Source organism: Pseudoalteromonas sp. CNC9-20 (assembly GCF_022347875.1).
GTDB classification, from domain to species: domain Bacteria; phylum Pseudomonadota; class Gammaproteobacteria; order Enterobacterales; family Alteromonadaceae; genus Pseudoalteromonas; species Pseudoalteromonas ruthenica.
Map to the genome: position 1 here is coordinate 382,288 of NZ_JAKRFS010000004.1, position 19,734 is coordinate 402,021.

The following is a 19,734-nucleotide window of genomic DNA, read 5'->3' on the forward strand; positions in this document are numbered from 1 at the left end:
TTTTAATTGTTTTCCCGTCGTCATGATATGAGCAAGTCACTAAAGGTATGCTCAAACTTCTCTATTTTAGGAGCAATTAAGATACTGCAATAACCTTGGTTTGGATTTTCGCTGTAATAGTCTTGATGATAATCCTCTGCGGGATAGAACCTTGATGCGGGACTGACTTCGGTTACAATTTTTGCGGCGCTATGAGTTTGTAGCTGCGCGATCATTGCTTCGGTCTGCTGCTTTTGGGCGCTATCGTGGTAATACACCACACTGCGATATTGACTACCAATATCATTTCCCTGGCGATTAAGCTGCGTAGGGTCGTGAAGCGTGAAAAACATCGCCAACAGGGTGGTGTAATCTATCACAGCGGGGTCAAAGTGCACTTGCACAACTTCTGCGTGACCGCTTTCGCCGCTGCATACCTCACGGTATGTTGGTGAATTGCTGCGTCCACCGGTATAACCCGATTCAACCTTATGCACGCCACGAACGCGACGAAAGGCCGCATCGATGCACCAAAAACAACCGCCGCCAAAGGTGGCTGTGTGTAAATTTGTCATACTAACACCTTGATGTATTTACCCTTTTAATAGTAGAACGGCCGCCTGATGTTTATCGCTCACCTACGAGGGAATACCCTCGCAGGTAAGAAATTTTCGTGCACTATTGCTGTTTGAGCGGGTTATCTTGTTGCTGTTTTGCCAAGCGTTGCTGTAAATACTCTGGTGACTGAGTATGACGAGCAAGGGCATAGTAAGCACTGGGCACGACGAACAAGGTGAGTATGGTCGCGATGCTTACCCCGGTAAAGATCACCACACCAATAACCATACGGCTTTCAGCTCCAGGGCCGCTTGCTAGCACCAAGGGCACCGAGCTCATCACTGTGGTTAGCGACGTCATAATAATAGGGCGCAAACGTTGTGTGGCAGCTTGGATTAGCGCTGTTTGAAATTCCAGACCCTTATCACGCAACTGGTTGGCAAATTCAACAATAAGAATACCGTTTTTGGCGCTTAAGCCAATAAGCATAACGATACCAATTTGGCTGTAAATATTGAGGGTCAAACCGGTTATATGCAACCCAAATAACGACCCAGCAATCCCCAGTGGTACGGTGAGCATGATCACCAAGGGGTGAACGAAGCTCTCAAACTGTGCTGCCAGCACCAAGAAGGTCACCGTTAATGCCAAAATAAAGACATACACCATGGCGGAGGCGCCTTCATAGAACAACTGTGACTCCCCTTTATAGTCAATGGCGCCATCAATATCATTTTCCTCTGCAGCCACTTGGTTTAAGAAACTTAAGGCCTCTTCTAAAGTGTAGCCGCTAGCGAGGTTGGCACTTAAGGTAATCGCGCGCATACGGTTGTAACGATTCAACCTCGACGCCGTGGCTTCTTCAGAGATACTGATTAAGCTATCAAGGGGCACCAGTTGCCCGGAGCGTGAGTTTACATAGATATTAGAGACATCTTGTGGGCTGGCAAAGTCTTGTTTCTCGCCCTTTAAAATCACATCATATTCTTCACCACGGTCAATAAAGGTGGTGACACGGCGTTGCCCGAGCATTGTCTCCAAGGTGCGGCCTATATCAGAGACAGAGACCCCTAAGTCGGCGGCTTTGTTCTTATCGATACTGACCAAAAATTGTGGGAAGGTCTCTTTATAATCATGGTCGATACGCACTAACCCGGGGTTTTTCTCTGCCCGAGCAATAATGCGGTCACGCCAATCGGCGAGCTCGTCATAATCATTGCCTTGCAAAACAAACTCAACAGGGCGCGAGGAGCCTCCGCCGCCAATGCCACTGCGCATGATGGCAAAGGCGCGAATATCCGTTACTTCACGCATTTTGCCACTGATCTCATTCATTACTGTCCAGGTATCGCGTTTGCGCTCGCCCCAATCAGCCATGCCGATAATCGCAACGCCACCTTGACCACCCCAACCTGGCACTCGGACCAGAACACGATTGAGTTCACCCGAGTCAACATATGGCAACAAGCGTTGCTCAATTTTATCCATATTGGCGGCGTTGTTTTCATAGCTTGCGCCTTCTGGGCCGTTCATCATCACAAAGAAGGTGCCTCGGTCTTCCTTAGGTGTCAGTTCAGATGGAATCTGCTGAAACAGCAGATAACTGGCAAGACCCGCTAGCATCAGCACCACGGCCAACATTTTTGAGCGTCGAACATTGCCCTCAAGAGTGCGAGCATAGGCGCCTTCAAGTTTTGCAAATTGACGGTCCATCCACTGACTAAAGCGACCTTCGCTTTCACTTTGCTTCAGCACTTTCGAACACAGAGCTGGGGAAAGTGTGAGTGCGGTGATACTGGAGAAGAACACAGCCGCGCTCACGGCCATGGCAAACTCAGTGAATAAAGCGCCGATACGGCCATCCATAAAGACTAAGGGCACAAATACGGAGATCAGTACCAGCGTGGTTGCGACAATGGCAAAACCCACTTCGCGGGCACCGCGATACGCGGCGAGTAAACGAGGCTCACCGAGCTCAATACGGCGGTGAATATTCTCCAACATCACAATGGCGTCATCGACCACTAAACCGATAGCAAGCACCAGTGCCAACAGGGTTAGCAAGTTGATAGAGTAGCCCATGGCAAGTAAAAACATAAAGCTGCCAACTAAGGCTACAGGGACGGTGATTGCTGGAATTAACGTGGCGCGCACGTTGCCTAAGAACAGGTAGATAACCAAAACCACTAAGGCCATTGATATGGCCAGCGTACGATACACCTCATCAATAGACTCTTTAATGAAAATCGAGGAGTCATAGCTGTCTTCGATGGTGGTACCTGGAGGCAAGTTGCGTTTGATTTTTTCTAATTCTTTGCGAGCGTTTTCCACCACGGTGAGGGTGTTAGCCTTTGCTTGTTTTACCACACCTAGGCCAATCATATTGCGGCCATTCCCACGGAATAAACTTTCTTCGTCGGCGGCTTCAAGCTGTACATCAGCGACTTCGTTTAAACGCACGAGATAGCCATCATCACCACGAGCAATAACCAAGTTTTGAAAGTCAGTAGGACTTATATAGCTACGCGCGGTACGAACCGAAAAATCACGATCAACTGACTCGATTTCCCCTGCTGGCAGCTCTACGTTTTCAGCTCGCAAAACTTGCTCAATATCGCTGGCTGTAACGCCCCGTGCCGCCATGGCCTCGCGGTCTAGCCAAATCTTCATTGCATACTGGCGTTCACCACCCACTCGTACATTGGATACGCCGTCAACAACCGCAAGGCGATCAACAATGTAGCGCTGAGCATAATCGGATAGCTGCAAGGTATTCATGGTTGAGCTATTGAGTACAAACCAGGCAATAGGACTTTCATCGGAATTGGATTTGGATACTTCCGGAGGTCTAACTTGGTCGGGGAGGTTGTCCAGTGCGCGCGACACACGCTCTCGCACATCATTGGCCGCCGCATCGATATCTCGGTCAATATTAAACTCGATGGTGATATTAGAGCGGCCATTGCGCGACGAGGACGTGATACTTTTTATGCCTTCAATCCCGGAGATGCGGTTTTCAATTACTTGAGTAATTTTAGTTTCGATAATTTCCGCAGAAGCACCAGTGTAGTCAGTACTGACACTGACAATGGGACTATCGATATCTGGATACTCTCGAAGGGGCAGCATTGAGAATGCCACTAACCCGAAGGTCAGTAATAAAAGGTTGATTACAATCGCAAAAACCGGACGCTTAACAGCCGTGTCGGTGATTCTCACAGCGCAGCCTCCTCAACAGTCACGGCTGAGCCTGAGCGCAGTTTAATAATGCCTTCTGTGACCACTTGATCGCCACTGCTTAGACCTTCACTGATGCCTACCCAACCGTTATAGCGCTTATCGATTTTCACCTCGACCTCTTTGGCTACACCTTCCACAATTTGAAAAACGAAGTGTTTGTTTTGACGTGGAATAATGGCCTTCTCTGGTACCAATAAGGCCTCATAGGTTTGCAATTCCAGTTGCGTACCCAGTAACATACCTGGGCGCAAGATATTGTCTTCATTGGTAAAGCTGGCGCTAATTGGCACGCTACGGGTGTTGGTGTCGATACGAGAGCTGACATGAGACACTTTGCCGGTAAATAGCTTACTTGGGTAAGCGTCACTGCGCGCTGTTACTGTCATTCCCACACCCAGCTGCGCAAGGTATTTCTCTGGCACATTAAAGTCGACTTTAATTACGCTGATGTCATCTAACGTGGTAATTTCAGTGTTGGTGCTCACGAATGCCCCTTTAGACACCATGCGTTTACCTAGCACTCCCGAAAAGGGCGCGGTAACACGCATCTCCGCGAGTTTGGTTTTAGCAGCTTCAAGCTGAGCCTGGGTGGCTTCAAACTTTGCTAGTTGCTCTTCTAACAGTGACTTTGCCGTGGCTTGTGAACGGGCCAGCTCGGTCAAACGATTCAATTGCCGTTCTACTTCAGAGAGATTGGCTTGCAGCTCCTTGACTCGCAACTGTTCCTCAGTATCTCGTAATTGCACCAGTCGTTGTCCTGCTTGCACTTTGTCGCCATCATCAAAATGGATACTGTCGATATAGTCACTTTGGGCGCTTTTAATGTATACGGCTTGGTTTGCTCGCGCGCTGCCGATACCATCAACGGTGATAGCTCGGCTGTCTTTGGTCACGGTATGAGCTTGCACACGAGTTGATTGAGCGCCCATATTGGGTTGCTGTGATTGCCCTTTGGGCAGATATAAGTAAATGCACAGCCCTAAGAAAATGATAATAATGACAGGGAAAAGTGCCTTGCCCGAATGCCTACTGTGGTTCATCGACGGTACCTATGGTTTCTCGGCTGAAAAAGGTGAGAGCTTAGTTTACAAACTTGCGCTCTAACACATAGACCGCCAATCCTGTATTTTTGTGTGTTAACCGAAAATTCAGCAAAATGATGCACTGTGTTCCCAATTTGCCGCATTTTTGTAACCTTTGCCTACCCTTACTGCGTATAAAACTCGCAAATTATACGTACAATAGGAGTATACGTAGTGGCACCAAAAAGAGAGCGTATGAGTAATAAAAAAACACCCCCTAATACGCAGCCCTCAGAACAGGGGGGCGCCAGCCGATACGCGAAAATTCGTGCCCACAGTGCGCGCCACGGCAGCGAAATACTCATTACCAGCGCGATTGTCTTGGTTTTCTTGGTGTTGTTTATACAGTTTAAAAGCGCTGACATATTGATAGCGGAGATTTTCTTACTGAGCGCCGCTTTAGTTGGCATGCTAGTGGGGTACTTAAAGCTGAGAGAGCCGTTTTACAGCATTTTTCTCGACAAACAGAAACTTAGCTATAATCATAAATACGGCTGGTGGCAGCTGGATGTCGATAACCTACAACAGGTCGGTGTGGTGAGTATCGAACAGGCAATGCAGACGCTCGAGTTAAATGTTGTGGGCCTAAGCTTAAAGCGAGAAGATGAGTTCTTAAATAAGCTTTCACCCCGGTTGGCGGGCCGTTTGCTGGTGGAGCAACGTCATTATTTGCTGCAGGCGATCAAAGCGTATTGCCGCGATGGCAATGAATGCCCGCCACAGTGGTTGGTTGAGGATACCGAGTACGTCAGCCAGTCGGGGCAAAAATATACTGGATTATTAGCTATGTTTGCTAATAGAATGAAGAACTTAAAATTTTTGACTGGGTATGAAATATTAATACCCGCCGCTATGTTAGACCGTGATATTTGGGCGTTCAGCTATTTATTACATAGATGGCAACGCGACCCGGCTAACACTGTGGTGCAGTTGCAACAGCAACTCAATAGCCACAGTAGCAAGTAGACAGGATAAGACATATGTCTGACGATAGAGCATTTATAAAAAGTGGTCGTAATACCATCATTCATAAAATTAAGAAGCTGGATTTAGTCATCGTTAATGGCGAAGAGCAGCCAAAAATTAAAGTGACTCAGCACGGCCTAGAGCCCTTTAAAGAAGAGCTTCCCAAAAATCGTCGAGAGGCTAAAGAGCGCTATCTTGAGATGGTGTACATTGCCAGCCCGGATGTTTTTGCAGAAGAAAAACGCTTGCTATTTATTCAAGCTTTGGATGGGCGAGAATACAAAGTCGATTACTCCAAAGTTGGTACTAAACTATTTGTTCGTATCCACCAGGACAGTTATTTATAACACCTGATAAATACGGTTTGTTGATGATGTTGGCAAGCAACTTGCGTTGGTAGGGCTATGCAATAATTGGGAGCACATCATGGGTCGACTTATTCATAGCGCGCTCAGCATCATTTTGGCCACGGGATTGGTTGCCTGTGGTGGCAGTGGTGGCGACGAAGTCACTGAAAATGCGAGTATTAATGTTGGTGCTGATCGCGATGCGGTAGAAAAATCAGAATTAATCATCAACGCGCAAGTGTCGCCTCCCGGAGGCACTTTCAGGTGGCAACAACTTTCCGGTCCGGCTATCGAAGGGCTACCCAGTGAAGAGCAAGAGTTGGCGCTGATGCTCCCGGACGTTAAGGGTGACCGCGCGGCGCAAATTAAGGTCGATTATCGAGCCCCAGACAATACCTTAGTATCTGATACGCTTACCATTAATATCGCTTCAGCAAACCAGTTACCACAGATAGCCATAGCGCAAATTGCCCCCGAACAACTGCCCTCACAATATAATGATGTTGTCACCCTGAGTGCGGCTGGTTCTAGCGATCCTGATGAAAACGGCTTTATTGCAAGTTATTTATGGCAACAAACTGAGGGCCCGCAACTGCAGTTTAGCGCTGTTGATGAAGCCACTTTAAGTTTTCGCCACCCGCTACTAGATAGTGATACCACGCTTGCGTGGACTGTGTTTGTCAGTGATGACGAGGGCGGCCAAGTGAGTACCGAGTATAGCCTGCTGCTGAATAAAACCGCGCAAGTGGTCATTGCCAATGCGGGGGACGACCAGCAGGCCACTGAGTTTGATACCGTGACTCTCAATGCCGGTAATAGTGAAACGGTGAGTGGTCAGTTTAGCTGTTATTGGCAGCAACAAAGCGGCAGTGCCGTCACCCTAGCCAGTGAGCGCCAGTGCGAAACGCAGTTTGTTGCTCCCGACATCGATGTAGCACAACAACTGAGCTTTAGCGTTAGGGTGAGCGATGAACTTAGCCGCAGTGCAAGTGATGAGGTCACTGTGAGCGTGCAGCGTCGCGCGTTGGGGCTGATTAACGACACCGGTATGAGCGCGTGCTTTAATAACAGCCAAGCAATCAGCTGTGATAGCACAGACTTCCAAGGGCAAGATGCGCAGCAAGGCCGAGACAGTGTAGCGCAGCGCTTAGACAAAGTGGGCAAAGGGGATATGGCCTTTGACTTTACTAAACTGAATGAGTTTGCCGACGAATTACCTGACTCTGCTACCGAGTTTGCTTGTGTACGCGATAACGTCACTGGCCTTATATGGGAAGTGAAACAAGCCAACACCCACACTTTACCAAATACCGACTTGCGCGAAGGTCAGAATCATTACAGTTGGGCTCTTAACGGTGAGGGAGGCGTGCTTATCGGGAGTGAGCGCGCGCCAGCCAATAGCTCATGTCCTAGTGACGTCGATTGCTCGGTGCAACAATATATCGATGAGGTCAATGCCATCGACTTTTGCGGTGGTGCCAATTGGCGTCTACCTACCTATGTTGAGTTGCTGAGCTTGGTGGATTATCAGCGCCATGGTCAGGCACTCATGATTAGCCCGGACTACTTTATTCACACCCCGTCGGTGAGTTTACTGGGGCATTTAAACTACTGGACATCACGCACCAGCGTTGACGGCCAATCATTATCTCAAGCCTTTATTATTGATATGAGCTCAGGTAACGATTTGGCTTACCCCAAAGATAATACCGCTTACGTACGTTTGGTGCGCAACCCATAGGAGTGATCATGAATTATACGTTTCTAATCCTGGCGGCTGTGCTGAGCACATCGCTTTGGGCTGAACAGCGTTGTTATAATCTGCAAGCTAGTACTCCGGCAGAGCGCTTTGTGATTAATACTGATGGTACGATTACTGATAACGCCACTGGGCTGATGTGGCAACGTTGTAGCTATGGCCAACAGTTCGATGCTGAACAGCAAAGTTGCTCCGGGGCGGCGCAACAGCTTAACTGGCAGCAGGCACTGCAAAGCGCCACTAATGATGAGTTTGCCGGTTTTGATGACTGGCACTTGCCTAACAGTAAAGAGCTCGCATCCATTGTTGAGCATCGATGTGTTGAGCCCAGCCTAAATTTAGACCTGTTTTTAGATGCTAGTAATGATAATTACTGGTCCAGCACATCTGCAGTAACACCGGCAGATCATGCTTGGGTGTATGAATTTTACAGTGGTAAAAATAGTCTTCATGCTAAAAGTAGTGATGTATTTGTGCGTTTAGTACGCTATCAGCAATAACTGCTTACATTTTGCTCGTATACAGCGTAGCGAGCACTGAGTAAGGTAGAGTTAAGTACATTTACGAGAAACATCAATGACGCTGAGAAAGTACCTGTGGCTATGGGCCTTACCTTTGGCGCTGTTGTGCTATGCCATCGGTAGCAGCCAAGGTGTGATTGCCTTGGTGCTGGTGGCGGTCGTGGGCGAGCTTATTTTTTGGCTTGGACTGTTTAAACGTAGCAAGCGCAGAGATAACGCACCAAAACCTTAGTTCGATTATTTATACAGTGTTTTATACAGTTGTTTGTGGCTTTTCCTTACACTTTTTGTCACTATAGCTTCACCTAAAACTGTTGGGCTACCCTGGCCTCACACAAGCGCGATGAAGAAATTTATCCATATTGATATGGATTGCTTTTATGCCGCCGTAGAGATGCGCGACAATCCTGAACTGGCAAACTTGCCTTTGGCCATTGGCGGGCGTAGTCGTCGTGGAGTGCTATCAACGGCAAACTATATTGCTCGTCAGTACGGCGTACGTTCGGCGATGTCTAACTACCATGCTAAACAACTGTGCCCAGATTTAGTCATTGTCCCGGGGCGGATGCAACTTTATAAGCAAATCTCACAGCAAATTCGCGCCATTTTTAGCCGTTATACGGACCTTATCGAGCCACTTTCTTTGGATGAAGCTTACTTGGATGTGACTCAAGCACAGGTATGCCGTGGCAGTGCCACACTCATTGCTGAGCAAATTCGTCAAGATATCTTCCAACAAACCGGACTGACAGCCTCAGCAGGCGTCGCACCTATTAAGTTTGTTGCCAAAATAGCCAGCGACGAGAATAAGCCGAATGGGCAATGCGTAATTCTGCCTGAGCAACTGCCAGACTTTCTTGCTCAGTTGGACTTAAAAAAAATCCCCGGTGTTGGCAAAGTGACGCTAGAGCGGCTGCATCAGAAAGGATTATACAAAGGCCAGGATGTGCTGGATAAGGGAGTAAACTGGATGCAGCAGCATATAGGGAATTTTGGTGTGTCCTTATACCAAAAGTGCGCAGGCGAAGTAATAGGGCGAGTTAAAACCGAGCGCATTCGCAAGTCACTCAGCGTTGAACACACTTACGAATATAACAAAACCTCATTGCTACAATGTCACCAGGCCTTACCCGCTTTACTCGAGGAGTTGCAACAACGCCTTGAGCGCAACCAACTTAGCAACGCCATTAACAAGTTGTCAGTCAAAGTAAAGTTTGCCGATTTTCAGGTGACTACCGCTGATCAAAGTGGGTTCGCCTTGAATCTAGACACTTTCGCAGCGCTAACGGCGAAAGCCTACCAAAGGGGTAATACTCCAGAGGTGAGATTACTGGGCCTGGGCGTTGGAATTTCACCGCAACAGCAACAAGCTACCCAGTTAAGCATTTTAGACTAAAGCGTTAATGAATTTTTAAACTAAGCTGATAAGGTAAATTGCTACTTTAGGCACTTAGCCTCGTCGGCCTGTGCTCGTGCGACTAATACACTTTGCTAAAGCGAAGAGTATTGTAATGACAACAAAAATAAAGAGAGAAGACTATGCAATCAGTAGTTATTGTCTTGCTTGGTATTGTCGGCATGCTATTTGGCTGGTTCGTCTATTCCAAGTTTATCGCCGAAAAAATCTTCAAAATGGACGATAAGTTTGTAACTCCAGCTCATGAGCTCCAAGACGGCGTTGATTATGTGCCAACCAATAAAGTGGTATTGTGGGGACACCATTTTACCTCGGTAGCGGGTGCCGCGCCCATTGTAGGCCCCGCGATTGCGGTTTATTGGGGATGGGTGCCTGCGGTATTGTGGGTCGTATTTGGTACTATTTTCTTTGCTGGTGTTCACGACATGGGCGCCCTATGGGCCAGTGCTCGGCACAAGGGCAAATCCATGGGGGCGTTATCAGAATCTGTCATAGGCTCGCGCACGCGTTCTCTATTCATGATTGTGGTGTTTTTGGTGCTGTTGATGGTGAATGCGGTATTTGGCGTGGTGATTGCGAACTCGTTTGTCTCGCAACCTAATGCGGTATTCCCAGCTTGGTCGGCGATTGTGGTGGCCTTAGTGATAGGTCAGCTGCTGCGTCGAAATATGCCGCTTATTCCTTTGTGTGCCATTGGTGTTGGCGTACTCTACGCTACGATTTACATGGGCAGCTCAATGCCCCTGGCACTGCCTAGTGAAATGTTCGGGTTAGCGGATAAAGCCAACTGGATCATTATTCTCTTCGTTTATGCTGCAATTGCTTCGTTATTACCTGTTTGGATGCTACTGCAACCGCGCGACTTTATTAACGGCATGCAGCTATTGGTGGGGCTGGTTCTGCTTTATGGCGCTGTCTTTGTTTCTATGCCTGATATCACAGCTCCCGCGTTTAACATGCAAACCGCTGCTGACACGCCCAGTATTATTCCCTTATTGTTTGTCACCATAGCCTGTGGTGCGGTGTCAGGCTTCCATGGCATCGTGTCCTCAGGAACGAGCTCAAAACAACTGAATAAAGAAACCGATGGTCGCTTTGTGGGATACCTCGGTGCCGTAGGAGAAGGATGTTTAGCGCTTATCACGCTGGTGGCCGTTAGTGGCGTGGCCTTGGCTGTTTCCCCAGAGGAGTGGCATGAAATATACAGTCATTTAGGCGCTGGCAGTGTGAGTGCTTTTATTACCGGTGGCGCTAATTTAATTGAAAGTGGCTGGGGGATTTCCACCGAAGTTGCTTCAACCCTATTGGCGGTAATGGTGGTGTTATTTGCAGGCACAACGATGGACTCAGGTGTGCGTCTCCAGCGTTATATTATTCAAGAGTGGGGCGACATTTATAAAATATCGGCGCTTAAAAATGGCGTCGTTGCTACGTTAGTTGCGGTGGGGTGTTGTTTGTTGCTTGCCTTTGGCGCCGGTGGCGCATCTGGCAGTGGTGGCATGATCATTTGGCCGCTATTTGGTTCTACCAACCAAATCCTTGCCAGCTTAACCTTACTGGTGATCTCGGTGATGCTTATAAAAGCAGGACGTCCGGCTAAATTCACGCTGATCCCTATGGTCTTCGTATTGATTATGGCGTTCTTTGCGGGGGTCATTAAACTTGCTGAGTACTACCAACAGGGGAACTGGTTGCTTATTGTACTCGATGCCATCGTCCTTATTGTTAGTGTGTTGGTCATGCTTGAGGCGTGGTCTGTGATCGCTAAACATAAGCGGGAAAAACAGCAAGGTTCAGAGCAAGCGTAAGCACAACTTGTCAACGCCACTTTACAATCCCTAAGGTGGCGCAGGGCTTCGCTAGTCAAGACCCCGTAAATCACCGATAATGTAGGTCCTTTGTTTTAGATTAGGACCTTTTTTATGTCTTATGCACGCGCTACGTCTTGCGCTAGCCTTGATGCACTTAGTGCAACCAGCGAAAACGATGCTCTTATTCTTATCTGTGACTCCCTTGATGCGCTGCCCCAAGCCTATGCTGAACAAATCAATACTCACGCGGCGATAGATAGCCGTGTAGGTAAGCAACCGGCATTATTGATCAGCGAACAAGCGCCAGGTAAGCGCTTGATTGTGACTCCCACAGGCCCTTTAGGGCGGGATTATGATGATGTGCGCCGTGTCTTTGAAGCGGCTAAAAAAGGCATTGCCGTAGCGAAGGAAGCAGGCGCTATCAAGCCGGCTTTGTATGTGCATAATATTCAACAGCGTCCAGGTTATGAGTTCGCATTAGAAGTGGCCTTTTTAGGTGCTAACCAAGCGTTATGGCAGCCCTTAGAAGCACGTGAATATCATGGCGATGCTATCTCTGCACTGAATACTATTAGCCTGGTCGGCGCTACAGATGAACAACTAAAACAGGTCAATGCGATTGCCGCTGGCCAATATGCGGCACGCGATTTATGTGGCACTGAGCCAGAGCGTATGGCGCCGCCTCGCTTCGCTGATTATTGTGTCGAGGCTTTTGCTGGTACTGCGGTGAAGGTCGATGTGATCAGTGATATCGCGACGATTGATAAAGAGTATCCATTGCTTAGTACCGTTGCTCGCGCATCCTATGCGGTAGAGCGTCATCACCCACGCGTGGTAAAAATGGCCTATGTGCCTGAAGGCAATGTTGAACGCACGTTGATCTTTGTCGGTAAAGGCCTTGTTTACGATACCGGTGGTGCGGACTTAAAAGTTGGTGGCTTCATGGCCGGCATGAGTCGCGATAAAGGCGGTGCTGCATCTGTCGCTGGGTTTATGAAAGCCGTCGCTGAAGCACAGCCTAAAGGAGTCAAAGTGATTGCCTATTTGGCCGTGGTTCGTAATTCCATTGGTTCGGATTGCTTTGTTCCTGATGAGATTATTACCAGCCGTGAAGGCATCCGCGTGCGCATTGGTAATACCGATGCTGAGGGCCGCTTGGCAATGGGTGATTTACTCAGTGAGGCTAAAGAAGTGGCCAAAGGCGAGGTGAATCCTGAGCTCTTTACCGTAGCTACTCTCACCGGGCATGCCGCCCGAGCTGTGGGGCCTTATAGTGCCTATGTTGAAAATGGTCCAGCGCGTAAAGCGCAGCTCTCACAGCAATTGGTGGAGCAGGGTGACTTATGGGCCGATTGCGCCGAGGTATCGCGTTCGCGTCGCGAAGACTATGATTTTGTGCAACCACGCACCTTAGCTGACGATGTGCTTTCCAGTAATAATGCCGCATCGGCAGTCACTGCTCGGGGCCACCAGTTCCCGATGGCCTTTTTGGCGATTGTGGGTGGGTTAGATAAGCATGGCTTAGATAGCGAGCAGCCGCTTCCTTATGTACATATGGATATTGCCGGCAGTGGTGTGGAAGGCGGCGATTGGCAGCATGGAAAACCAACTGCGGCTACGGTAGCAAGCTTATTTGCTAAATACTGTCGCTAACGCTGGCAGCAATAGCCGATATTGGTAAGTTAAAAAGGCCGCCGTAGGGCGGCCTTTTTATGACCGGAGAGCGATGACTTCATATTTTGAAGCGCTTAACTATACTGTCGAGTGTTTGACTGGCCTGTTCTAGTTCGTTACTCGCCTGGTTCATAACCTGTGTGCTGGAGAGCGATTCATTGGTTGCGTGGGCTAAATCATTGAGCCGCTGCGACACTTCGCTAGAGGCGTCATTTTGTTGTTCAGTGGCGCGGGCGATATGAGCGTTCATTTCCCGGATAGAGTCAACCAAGCGGTTGATTTCATCCAATGCTTCGGTGGTATTCGCGGTGGACTCAACAGTATTGTCCGAGATCTGTTGGCTGTTTTGTACGGCCTGCACGGCTTTTTCCGCACCTTGTTGCAACTGCTCAATCATAGCTTGAATTTCATCGGTGCTTTGGCCTGTGCGGCTGGCTAACGTGCGCACCTCATCTGCAACAACTGCGAACCCACGGCCTTGCTCGCCGGCTCTAGCCGCTTCTATGGCGGCATTGAGCGCCAAAAGGTTGGTTTGCTCGGAAATGCCGCGAATCACATCCAGTACACTGCCAATATTATTACTTTGGCTGGCTAACTGCTGCACCACCTCAGCGACTTGTTCAATTTGTGTGCTTAAACGAGTGATCGCATTCACTGTGTTATGAACCACTGACTTTACTTGATCTGCATAACTGTTCGCTTCGTTGCTAGCTTGCTCGGCGTTATTGGCATAATCACTGATGTCTTTCACTTGGTGACTTACCTGTTCCATTGCTGTGGCCACTTGTGCTGAGCTGTCGCTCTGCAGCTCAATATGATGTTGATTTTGCTGGGCCGTCGATTGTAGTTGCGCCACATGCTCACTCACTTTATTGGCTTGCTCATTGACCGCTTCTATGGATTGGCGCATCTTTTCGGTGTAATCATTAAAGTGCCTGGCAAGGCGAGAGACCTCGTCATTGCCGCTGCTGTCTAAACGCTGGGTTAGGTCTCCCTCACCTTGCGCTATATCTTTCATCATGTCTGCTGCGTGACGAATAGGCCCCATCACACTTTGTGCTATTAAATAGCCCATCACTAACAGCACCGCGAGAATCACAACGCCCTCGAGGATAAGAATTGTTTTGCTACGTGCAAACGTGTCCTCAATGTGATCAATATAAACGCCGGAGCCAATCACCCAGCCCCAGGGTTCAAACCCCTTAACGAACGCTATTTTATCGACAGGTTGTTCTTTTCCTGGCTTTGGCCACTTGTAGGGCACAAAGCCTTCACCTTGACGCTCGACCAGCTCAGCCATTTGCACGAATAGTTTCACGCCATCGGGGTCGGCGGTGTTAGCTAATGACTTGCCTTCGAGCTGTGGCTTAAACGGGTGCATGACCATGGTCGGGCTGGTGTCATTGATCCAAAAATAATTGGAATCACCATAGCGCAAAGCGCGAATGGCATCTTTAGCGGCAACTTTCGCTTGCTCATCCGTGAGGGCGCTCGTTTGTGCTTGTTGGTGGTAATACGCCGCGATGCTGTGTGCATTTTCTACTAGGTTGCGCGTTTTCTCATGTTGCCCATCCAGCAAAGAGCTGTATTGGTTAGTCAGTGAGGTCGCGACCAATATGATGATACCGAGTAGGGCAAGAACGAGTAGGGCAATCAGGCGTTGATAAATACTAAGGCGACGAAGTTGCTGCATAACAAATCCTTGGAACGAGGTAATGCTATGAGTTTAGTCGATTCTAAGTGAGTGAGCCTAAAAATAAGTATGGATTTTCAGTAGATTGTAAAAGAAATCAGGCCAGCAGAAGCCGGCCTGATTGAAGCATAGAAAGTTACTCTTGAGCCATATCAAAATGGCGGTTAAAGAAGTCGGTAATGGTGTGATGCAGGTGCGTTTGTACCTTTTTACCTCGTAAGCTATGTTTCGAGCCTGGGTAGGTCATCATTTCAAACGGCAACGCCTTGTCTTGTAGCTGTTTAAACAGCTTAGTGGCGTGGGTAAAGAGCACGTTGTCATCAGCCATGCCATGATAAATCATGAGCGGACCCTTGAGGCCATCGCTGTATGGAAAGACCGCGCTTTGTTCATAGCCTTTGGCATTAGTTTTTGGGTGGCCAAGATAGCGCTCTGTGTAATGAGTATCATACAACGACCAGTCGGTAACAGGAGCACCAGATACACCGGCTTTGAAGTAATCGCCAGCTTTAAACATCCCCATCAGCGCCATGTAACCACCGTAGCTATGGCCATAAATGCCTATGCGCTGCGGGTCTACGTAATCTAATGTGCGTAAAAACTCGACGCCTTTGATCTGATCTTGCACTTCACTTTCACCAAGGTGTTTGTAGATCACGTCTTCAAAGCGTTTTCCGCGATTATAGGAGCCGCGGTTATCAAGCTGAAATACCACATAGCCTTGTTGCACCATGTATTGAAAGTATAGGTTTTTACTGCGCCAGCTGTTGGTAACTCGCTGCGCATGTGGGCCGCCATATACATTGACAATGACCGGGTGCTTTTGCTTTTTATTCAGTTTGCGTGGCTTGAACAGGCGGTAGTGCATTACCTGACCGTCTTGTGCCTTTATGGTGCCGTACTCAGGCTCTACTAAGTCGCTGGTGTAAGGGTTGAGTGGGTGCTGTTCATCAATGGCATTTTGCTCTAACCAAGTGACAAAGTCGCCATTGGTTTTACGCAGTGCAACATAGGGAGGGCGGTTTACCGACGAGGCACGGTCAATAAAGGTCTTGCTATCCTCTGCAAGAACGACGTTATGATATTCACCCGCTGCGGTGATGCGCGTAATCTCACCAGCTTCAAATAGGGGAGTGCTATACAAGTGGCTTTCCAGCGGCGTGTCTTTGCGACCGGCAAAATACACGACGCCATTTTGCTCATCAACGCCTTTTAATGACTCAACAATCCAATCTCCTTGGGTGATTTGGCGTACCAGTGTGCCATCGACCTTGTACAGGTAAAGGTGCTTGTAACCATCGCGCTCTGACGCCCAGATAAAGTGCTCTTTATCTTGCAAAAACTTCAAATCAAAGTGCAGGTTAATCCATGTATCACTGCTCTCTTTGACGGCCACGCGTTGGGTTTTTTCGGCGCTATCATAAAAGCGCAGCTCGAGCTCTTGCTGCGAGCGGTTTTGCCATTGATAAGACAGAGTGTGGTTGTCTTTGAGCCATTTTGCACGGGCAATGTAAATATCCTTGTCGGTGCCTAAATCAATCCAATCAACCTGTTTGTCATCAATACGGACAACGCCTAGCTCTATGGCCACATTGTCGGTGCCAGTGTAGGGGTAGCGCTGGTTAAATAGCTTCACCTCGTCGGCATAAATCTCGTTGCGAATCGCCTCTTCTACGGGGCTCTCATCGATACGGGTAAAGGCTATTTTCTGTTCATCACCGGACCACCAGTAGCCGGTCATGCGGCTCATTTCTTCCTGCGCCACAAACTCAGCCATGCCATTTTTAATGACGCCGCCGCCATCCTGAGTGAGCTGGATTTCTTTACCACTGGCCAGTTCTAAGGCATATAAGTTCTGGTCACGGATAAAAGAGACAAAATTGCCTTTCGGTGAGAATCGCGCGTCGGTTTCAAAGGCTTCGGTATCGGTGAGCTTACGGCTTTCGCCACTGGTCAGTTGATAGTAATACAAGTCCCCATTGAGTGGGAAAAGCAACGCTTGTCCATCTTTGGACCAGGTATACTCCAAAATTCCACGGCCAAAAATACGTTGGCGCTCACGGCGCGCTTTTTCTTCATCAGAGAGATTTTCCGGCCCTGAGAACAATGCTTGCGAATCGACTAACATGCGGTTGCTGTTGTCTTTGAGATTGTATTCCCATAGGTCGTAGCGATTGTAGTCTTCTTTCTTTCCTTGCAAGTAGGTAACGCGGCTACCATCTGGAGAAAACTTAAGCTTTACAGGCGCTTTACCAGCTAAACTAGGGTCGTCAAAAATGCGCTCGAGCGTCAGCTCTTTGGCAGTCGCTGCGCCGCAGGCTAAGCTTGCAGCCAAGGCAACAGATAAGTATTTGGTTGTATTAGACACGGGTAAACCTTATTGTTGTAGTGATGCGTTGATGGTACTGATGCACTGTCATAAGCGCAACTTTATGCCACTAAACTTGCAGCAACAGGAGGATGCTATGTTTGCATTAGCACCAGAGTTGGAACGAGATTGTATTGAATTGGCGGATTGGCCGTTGTGTAAAGTGTTGTTAATGAATGACAGCCAGTACCCTTGGTTTATTCTGGTACCGCGCAAAAGCGGATTAAAAGAGATCATTGATTTAAGTGATCGCGACCAAATCGTGTTAGGACGTGAATCGGCGAAGCTTAGCTGTATGTTAAAAACAGTGTTCAAACCGGCAAAATTAAATGTTGCTGCTTTAGGTAACATGGTTGAGCAGTTGCATATTCATCATATTGCTCGCTTTGAGCAAGACCCCGCATGGCCCAAACCGGTGTGGGGGGTACACCCACCTAAACCTTACACTGAAGCGCAAATTCAACAGATTAAAGAGAATTTGCAGCTATAAAAAAACAGCGCCGAAAGGCGCTGTTTTTATGTCGTTTACAAATACAGGCTTAGTTTAAGCCTAATACCTTTTTGCCCTGGATGAAGTCGACATCCACAGGGATATTCGCTTTACTGAGCTTTTCTAAATCAGCGGCCAGTTCAGGTTTAATTTCACCCATGGTAGCAACGAGTTGGTCCACCTTCTGATAGTCACCGTCACCTTGCAGGGTAAGAATTAAATTCGATAGCTTGCTCATGGCTGCAGCCATCTTATCCATATTTACCTGATATAGGCCGTTTTCATCTTTGGAGAACGCGCCTTCTTGTTTGAAGAAGTTAAAGCGGATCATGTTAGCTTTACCGTGCGCGCTGGATGCGCCAAAACGTACAGAGCGGAAGATTCCAGCCATAAAGGTAACATAGTAATCTTCTAACGTACCCTCGGTAATCTCGCCTTTTTTCAATAGCTGTTCAACCATATACAAGCCAAGGATATCCGCCTTACCTTCTTCCAATGCACTCGCGTGCTCTTGAAGCGACTGGCGTACGGTGCCTTTACCGGTAATGGTGTTTTTAATACCTAGGCCATGCGCCACTTCGTGGAACATGGTATTGGCAAAAAAGGCGTCGAAAGTAATGTGTTTGCGCTGCTCGGGCACAATGAGCTCAGCGGCAATGGGCATGAGGATTTTGTCGAACTTAGCGCGCATGGCATTTTTAAGTTGCAGGCGACGAGTGCCTTTTTCCAGTTGCACTTGCTCATCATTAGGTAGATTGATAGCTATGGTTTTGCTGCCAGCATTGGAGTGGCCAGCATAGTAGATGACATCATACGCATTAAGGTCGGCATCTGAACCAGGAACCTCTTGCTTATATTGCTCCGCCACAGGCAGACCTTTTTGTAGCTCCGGAAGGAATTGCGCAAATTTTGCTAAACGCTCACTCCAGGCCATGTCTTTGACCAAAACATAGGATTCAAAAGCCGCACGATACCCGAAAAGTTGATCTTCATAGGTTTCGATTGGGCCAATAACCACATCAATAGGGTTATTTTTCATATCCATCCAAGCAAAATCAGAGGCTTGATAGTCATCACTTAGCAAGGCATCGGCACGCATACTCAAGTAGTTAGCGAATTCTCTATTATCGGCCAGTTCGCTCGCTTGGCGCAGCAAATCTGCGGCAGCTTCCAATGCTTGGGCGTATTCTACTGAATAAGGCACACTGTAAAGCTCACCATTGTCATCGCGTTTGATGATGGAATAAAGGCCTGTTTTATCTTTTACACTGCTTTGCTCTAATTCTTCTTTTGTCATATCAGCTGGGTAAAATTGAGCCCCTGCTGGTTTGTGCTCAAAGCCGCTTAAAAAAGGCTGATCGCCGTTTAAGCGATCCCAAGGACCATAGTTAATCTTGGCAAAGTGACGCACTTGTTCATCATCTAGGCTCGCTAAGAAATCTTGTTGCTCGCCACCGAAAGCCTGGCGCCAAAAAAGTTGGTCCATAATTTTTGAGGCATCAATCAGTTTAGCGAGCATTTTTTGCTGATTCCCGCTTAGGTGTGACAAGTCGGTATTGAGCTCAAAATCGGTGTAAATGTTAAGCCGCTCGCGTTCAATATTTATCAATTCAGGGCCACTGCTTGGTTGTGCGCTCGCCGCTGTTTGTTCAGTAGTTGACTGTGGTTGCTTGGAGCAGGCGCCAAGTGCGAATACAGAGCTAATAAGCAGTGCTTGAGAAATTTTCGACAATTTACTCATGGGATCCTCTTTCGGTGTAACTCGTTATTGGACTGTAAAGTAAGACATAAAACACAGTCCATTGAGAGAGTTTATTGTTCGGTTATAG

At 48.0% G+C, this 19,734-nt stretch carries 15 protein-coding genes; 9 read left to right on the forward strand and 6 right to left on the reverse strand.

The features are described 5' to 3' along the window. Positions 1 to 20 precede the first annotated feature (20 nt). From msrA to MHM89_RS12190, 3 genes are all read right to left on the reverse strand, one after another. Positions 21 to 554, reverse strand: a complete 534-nt coding sequence (msrA, locus tag MHM89_RS12180) for a peptide-methionine (S)-S-oxide reductase MsrA (RefSeq protein ID WP_239408913.1) — start codon at positions 552 to 554, stop codon at positions 21 to 23. A gap of 103 nt (positions 555 to 657) precedes the next feature. Next, positions 658 to 3,756, reverse strand: a complete 3,099-nt coding sequence (locus MHM89_RS12185) for an efflux RND transporter permease subunit (protein WP_152441179.1) — start codon at positions 3,754 to 3,756, stop codon at positions 658 to 660. Beyond that, positions 3,753 to 4,817, reverse strand: coding sequence for an efflux RND transporter periplasmic adaptor subunit (locus MHM89_RS12190; protein ID WP_130144639.1), 1,065 nt, complete (start codon positions 4,815 to 4,817; stop codon positions 3,753 to 3,755). Before MHM89_RS12190 ends, MHM89_RS12185 begins: the two co-directional genes overlap by 4 nt. Positions 4,818 to 5,054: 237 nt before the next feature. Here MHM89_RS12190 and MHM89_RS12195 point away from each other — a divergent pair, with 237 nt between their 5' ends. From MHM89_RS12195 to MHM89_RS12230, 8 genes are all read left to right on the forward strand, one after another. Continuing rightward, the gene (locus MHM89_RS12195; RefSeq protein WP_151173379.1) at positions 5,055 to 5,825 is read left to right on the forward strand and encodes a DUF2982 domain-containing protein; all 771 of its coding nucleotides are present in this window, start codon (positions 5,055 to 5,057) and stop codon (positions 5,823 to 5,825) included. 14 nt (positions 5,826 to 5,839) lie between these two features. After that, positions 5,840 to 6,172: a hypothetical protein gene (locus tag MHM89_RS12200; protein ID WP_022943414.1), complete on the forward strand. Its 333-nt coding sequence runs from the start codon at positions 5,840 to 5,842 to the stop codon at positions 6,170 to 6,172. A gap of 79 nt (positions 6,173 to 6,251) precedes the next feature. Further along, positions 6,252 to 7,913, forward strand: coding sequence for a DUF1566 domain-containing protein (locus MHM89_RS12205; protein WP_239408915.1), 1,662 nt, complete (start codon positions 6,252 to 6,254; stop codon positions 7,911 to 7,913). An 8-nt stretch (positions 7,914 to 7,921) separates the two neighbouring features. Beyond that, positions 7,922 to 8,431, forward strand: coding sequence for a DUF1566 domain-containing protein (locus MHM89_RS12210; RefSeq protein ID WP_239408917.1), 510 nt, complete (start codon positions 7,922 to 7,924; stop codon positions 8,429 to 8,431). 76 nt (positions 8,432 to 8,507) lie between these two features. Next, positions 8,508 to 8,684: a hypothetical protein gene (locus tag MHM89_RS12215; RefSeq protein WP_156148001.1), complete on the forward strand. Its 177-nt coding sequence runs from the start codon at positions 8,508 to 8,510 to the stop codon at positions 8,682 to 8,684. A 111-nt stretch (positions 8,685 to 8,795) separates the two neighbouring features. Beyond that, on the forward strand, positions 8,796 to 9,848 hold the full coding sequence (gene dinB, locus MHM89_RS12220; RefSeq protein ID WP_045979296.1) for a DNA polymerase IV: 1,053 nt from the start codon (positions 8,796 to 8,798) through the stop codon (positions 9,846 to 9,848). Positions 9,849 to 9,991: 143 nt separating this feature from the next. Continuing rightward, complete coding sequence (locus tag MHM89_RS12225) at positions 9,992 to 11,677, forward strand: carbon starvation protein A (RefSeq protein ID WP_239408918.1); 1,686 nt, start codon at positions 9,992 to 9,994, stop codon at positions 11,675 to 11,677. Positions 11,678 to 11,791: 114 nt separating this feature from the next. After that, the gene (locus MHM89_RS12230) at positions 11,792 to 13,333 is read left to right on the forward strand and encodes a leucyl aminopeptidase family protein (protein WP_239408919.1); all 1,542 of its coding nucleotides are present in this window, start codon (positions 11,792 to 11,794) and stop codon (positions 13,331 to 13,333) included. A 79-nt stretch (positions 13,334 to 13,412) separates the two neighbouring features. Here the strand turns inward: MHM89_RS12230 and MHM89_RS12235 are convergent, their stop codons facing one another. Both MHM89_RS12235 and MHM89_RS12240 read right to left on the reverse strand, forming a co-directional pair. After that, positions 13,413 to 15,047, reverse strand: a complete 1,635-nt coding sequence (locus MHM89_RS12235) for a methyl-accepting chemotaxis protein (RefSeq protein ID WP_239408921.1) — start codon at positions 15,045 to 15,047, stop codon at positions 13,413 to 13,415. 136 nt (positions 15,048 to 15,183) lie between these two features. Then, on the reverse strand, positions 15,184 to 17,382 hold the full coding sequence (locus MHM89_RS12240) for a S9 family peptidase (RefSeq protein ID WP_239408960.1): 2,199 nt from the start codon (positions 17,380 to 17,382) through the stop codon (positions 15,184 to 15,186). A 130-nt stretch (positions 17,383 to 17,512) separates the two neighbouring features. Between MHM89_RS12240 and MHM89_RS12245 the strand changes: the two genes are divergently transcribed. Next, positions 17,513 to 17,905, forward strand: a complete 393-nt coding sequence (locus tag MHM89_RS12245) for an HIT family protein (RefSeq protein WP_053909970.1) — start codon at positions 17,513 to 17,515, stop codon at positions 17,903 to 17,905. Between the two features lie 49 nt (positions 17,906 to 17,954). On the opposite strand, the gene MHM89_RS12250 is transcribed toward MHM89_RS12245, so the two are convergent. Next, positions 17,955 to 19,646: a Zn-dependent hydrolase gene (locus MHM89_RS12250; RefSeq protein WP_239408922.1), complete on the reverse strand. Its 1,692-nt coding sequence runs from the start codon at positions 19,644 to 19,646 to the stop codon at positions 17,955 to 17,957. Positions 19,647 to 19,734 lie beyond the last annotated feature (88 nt).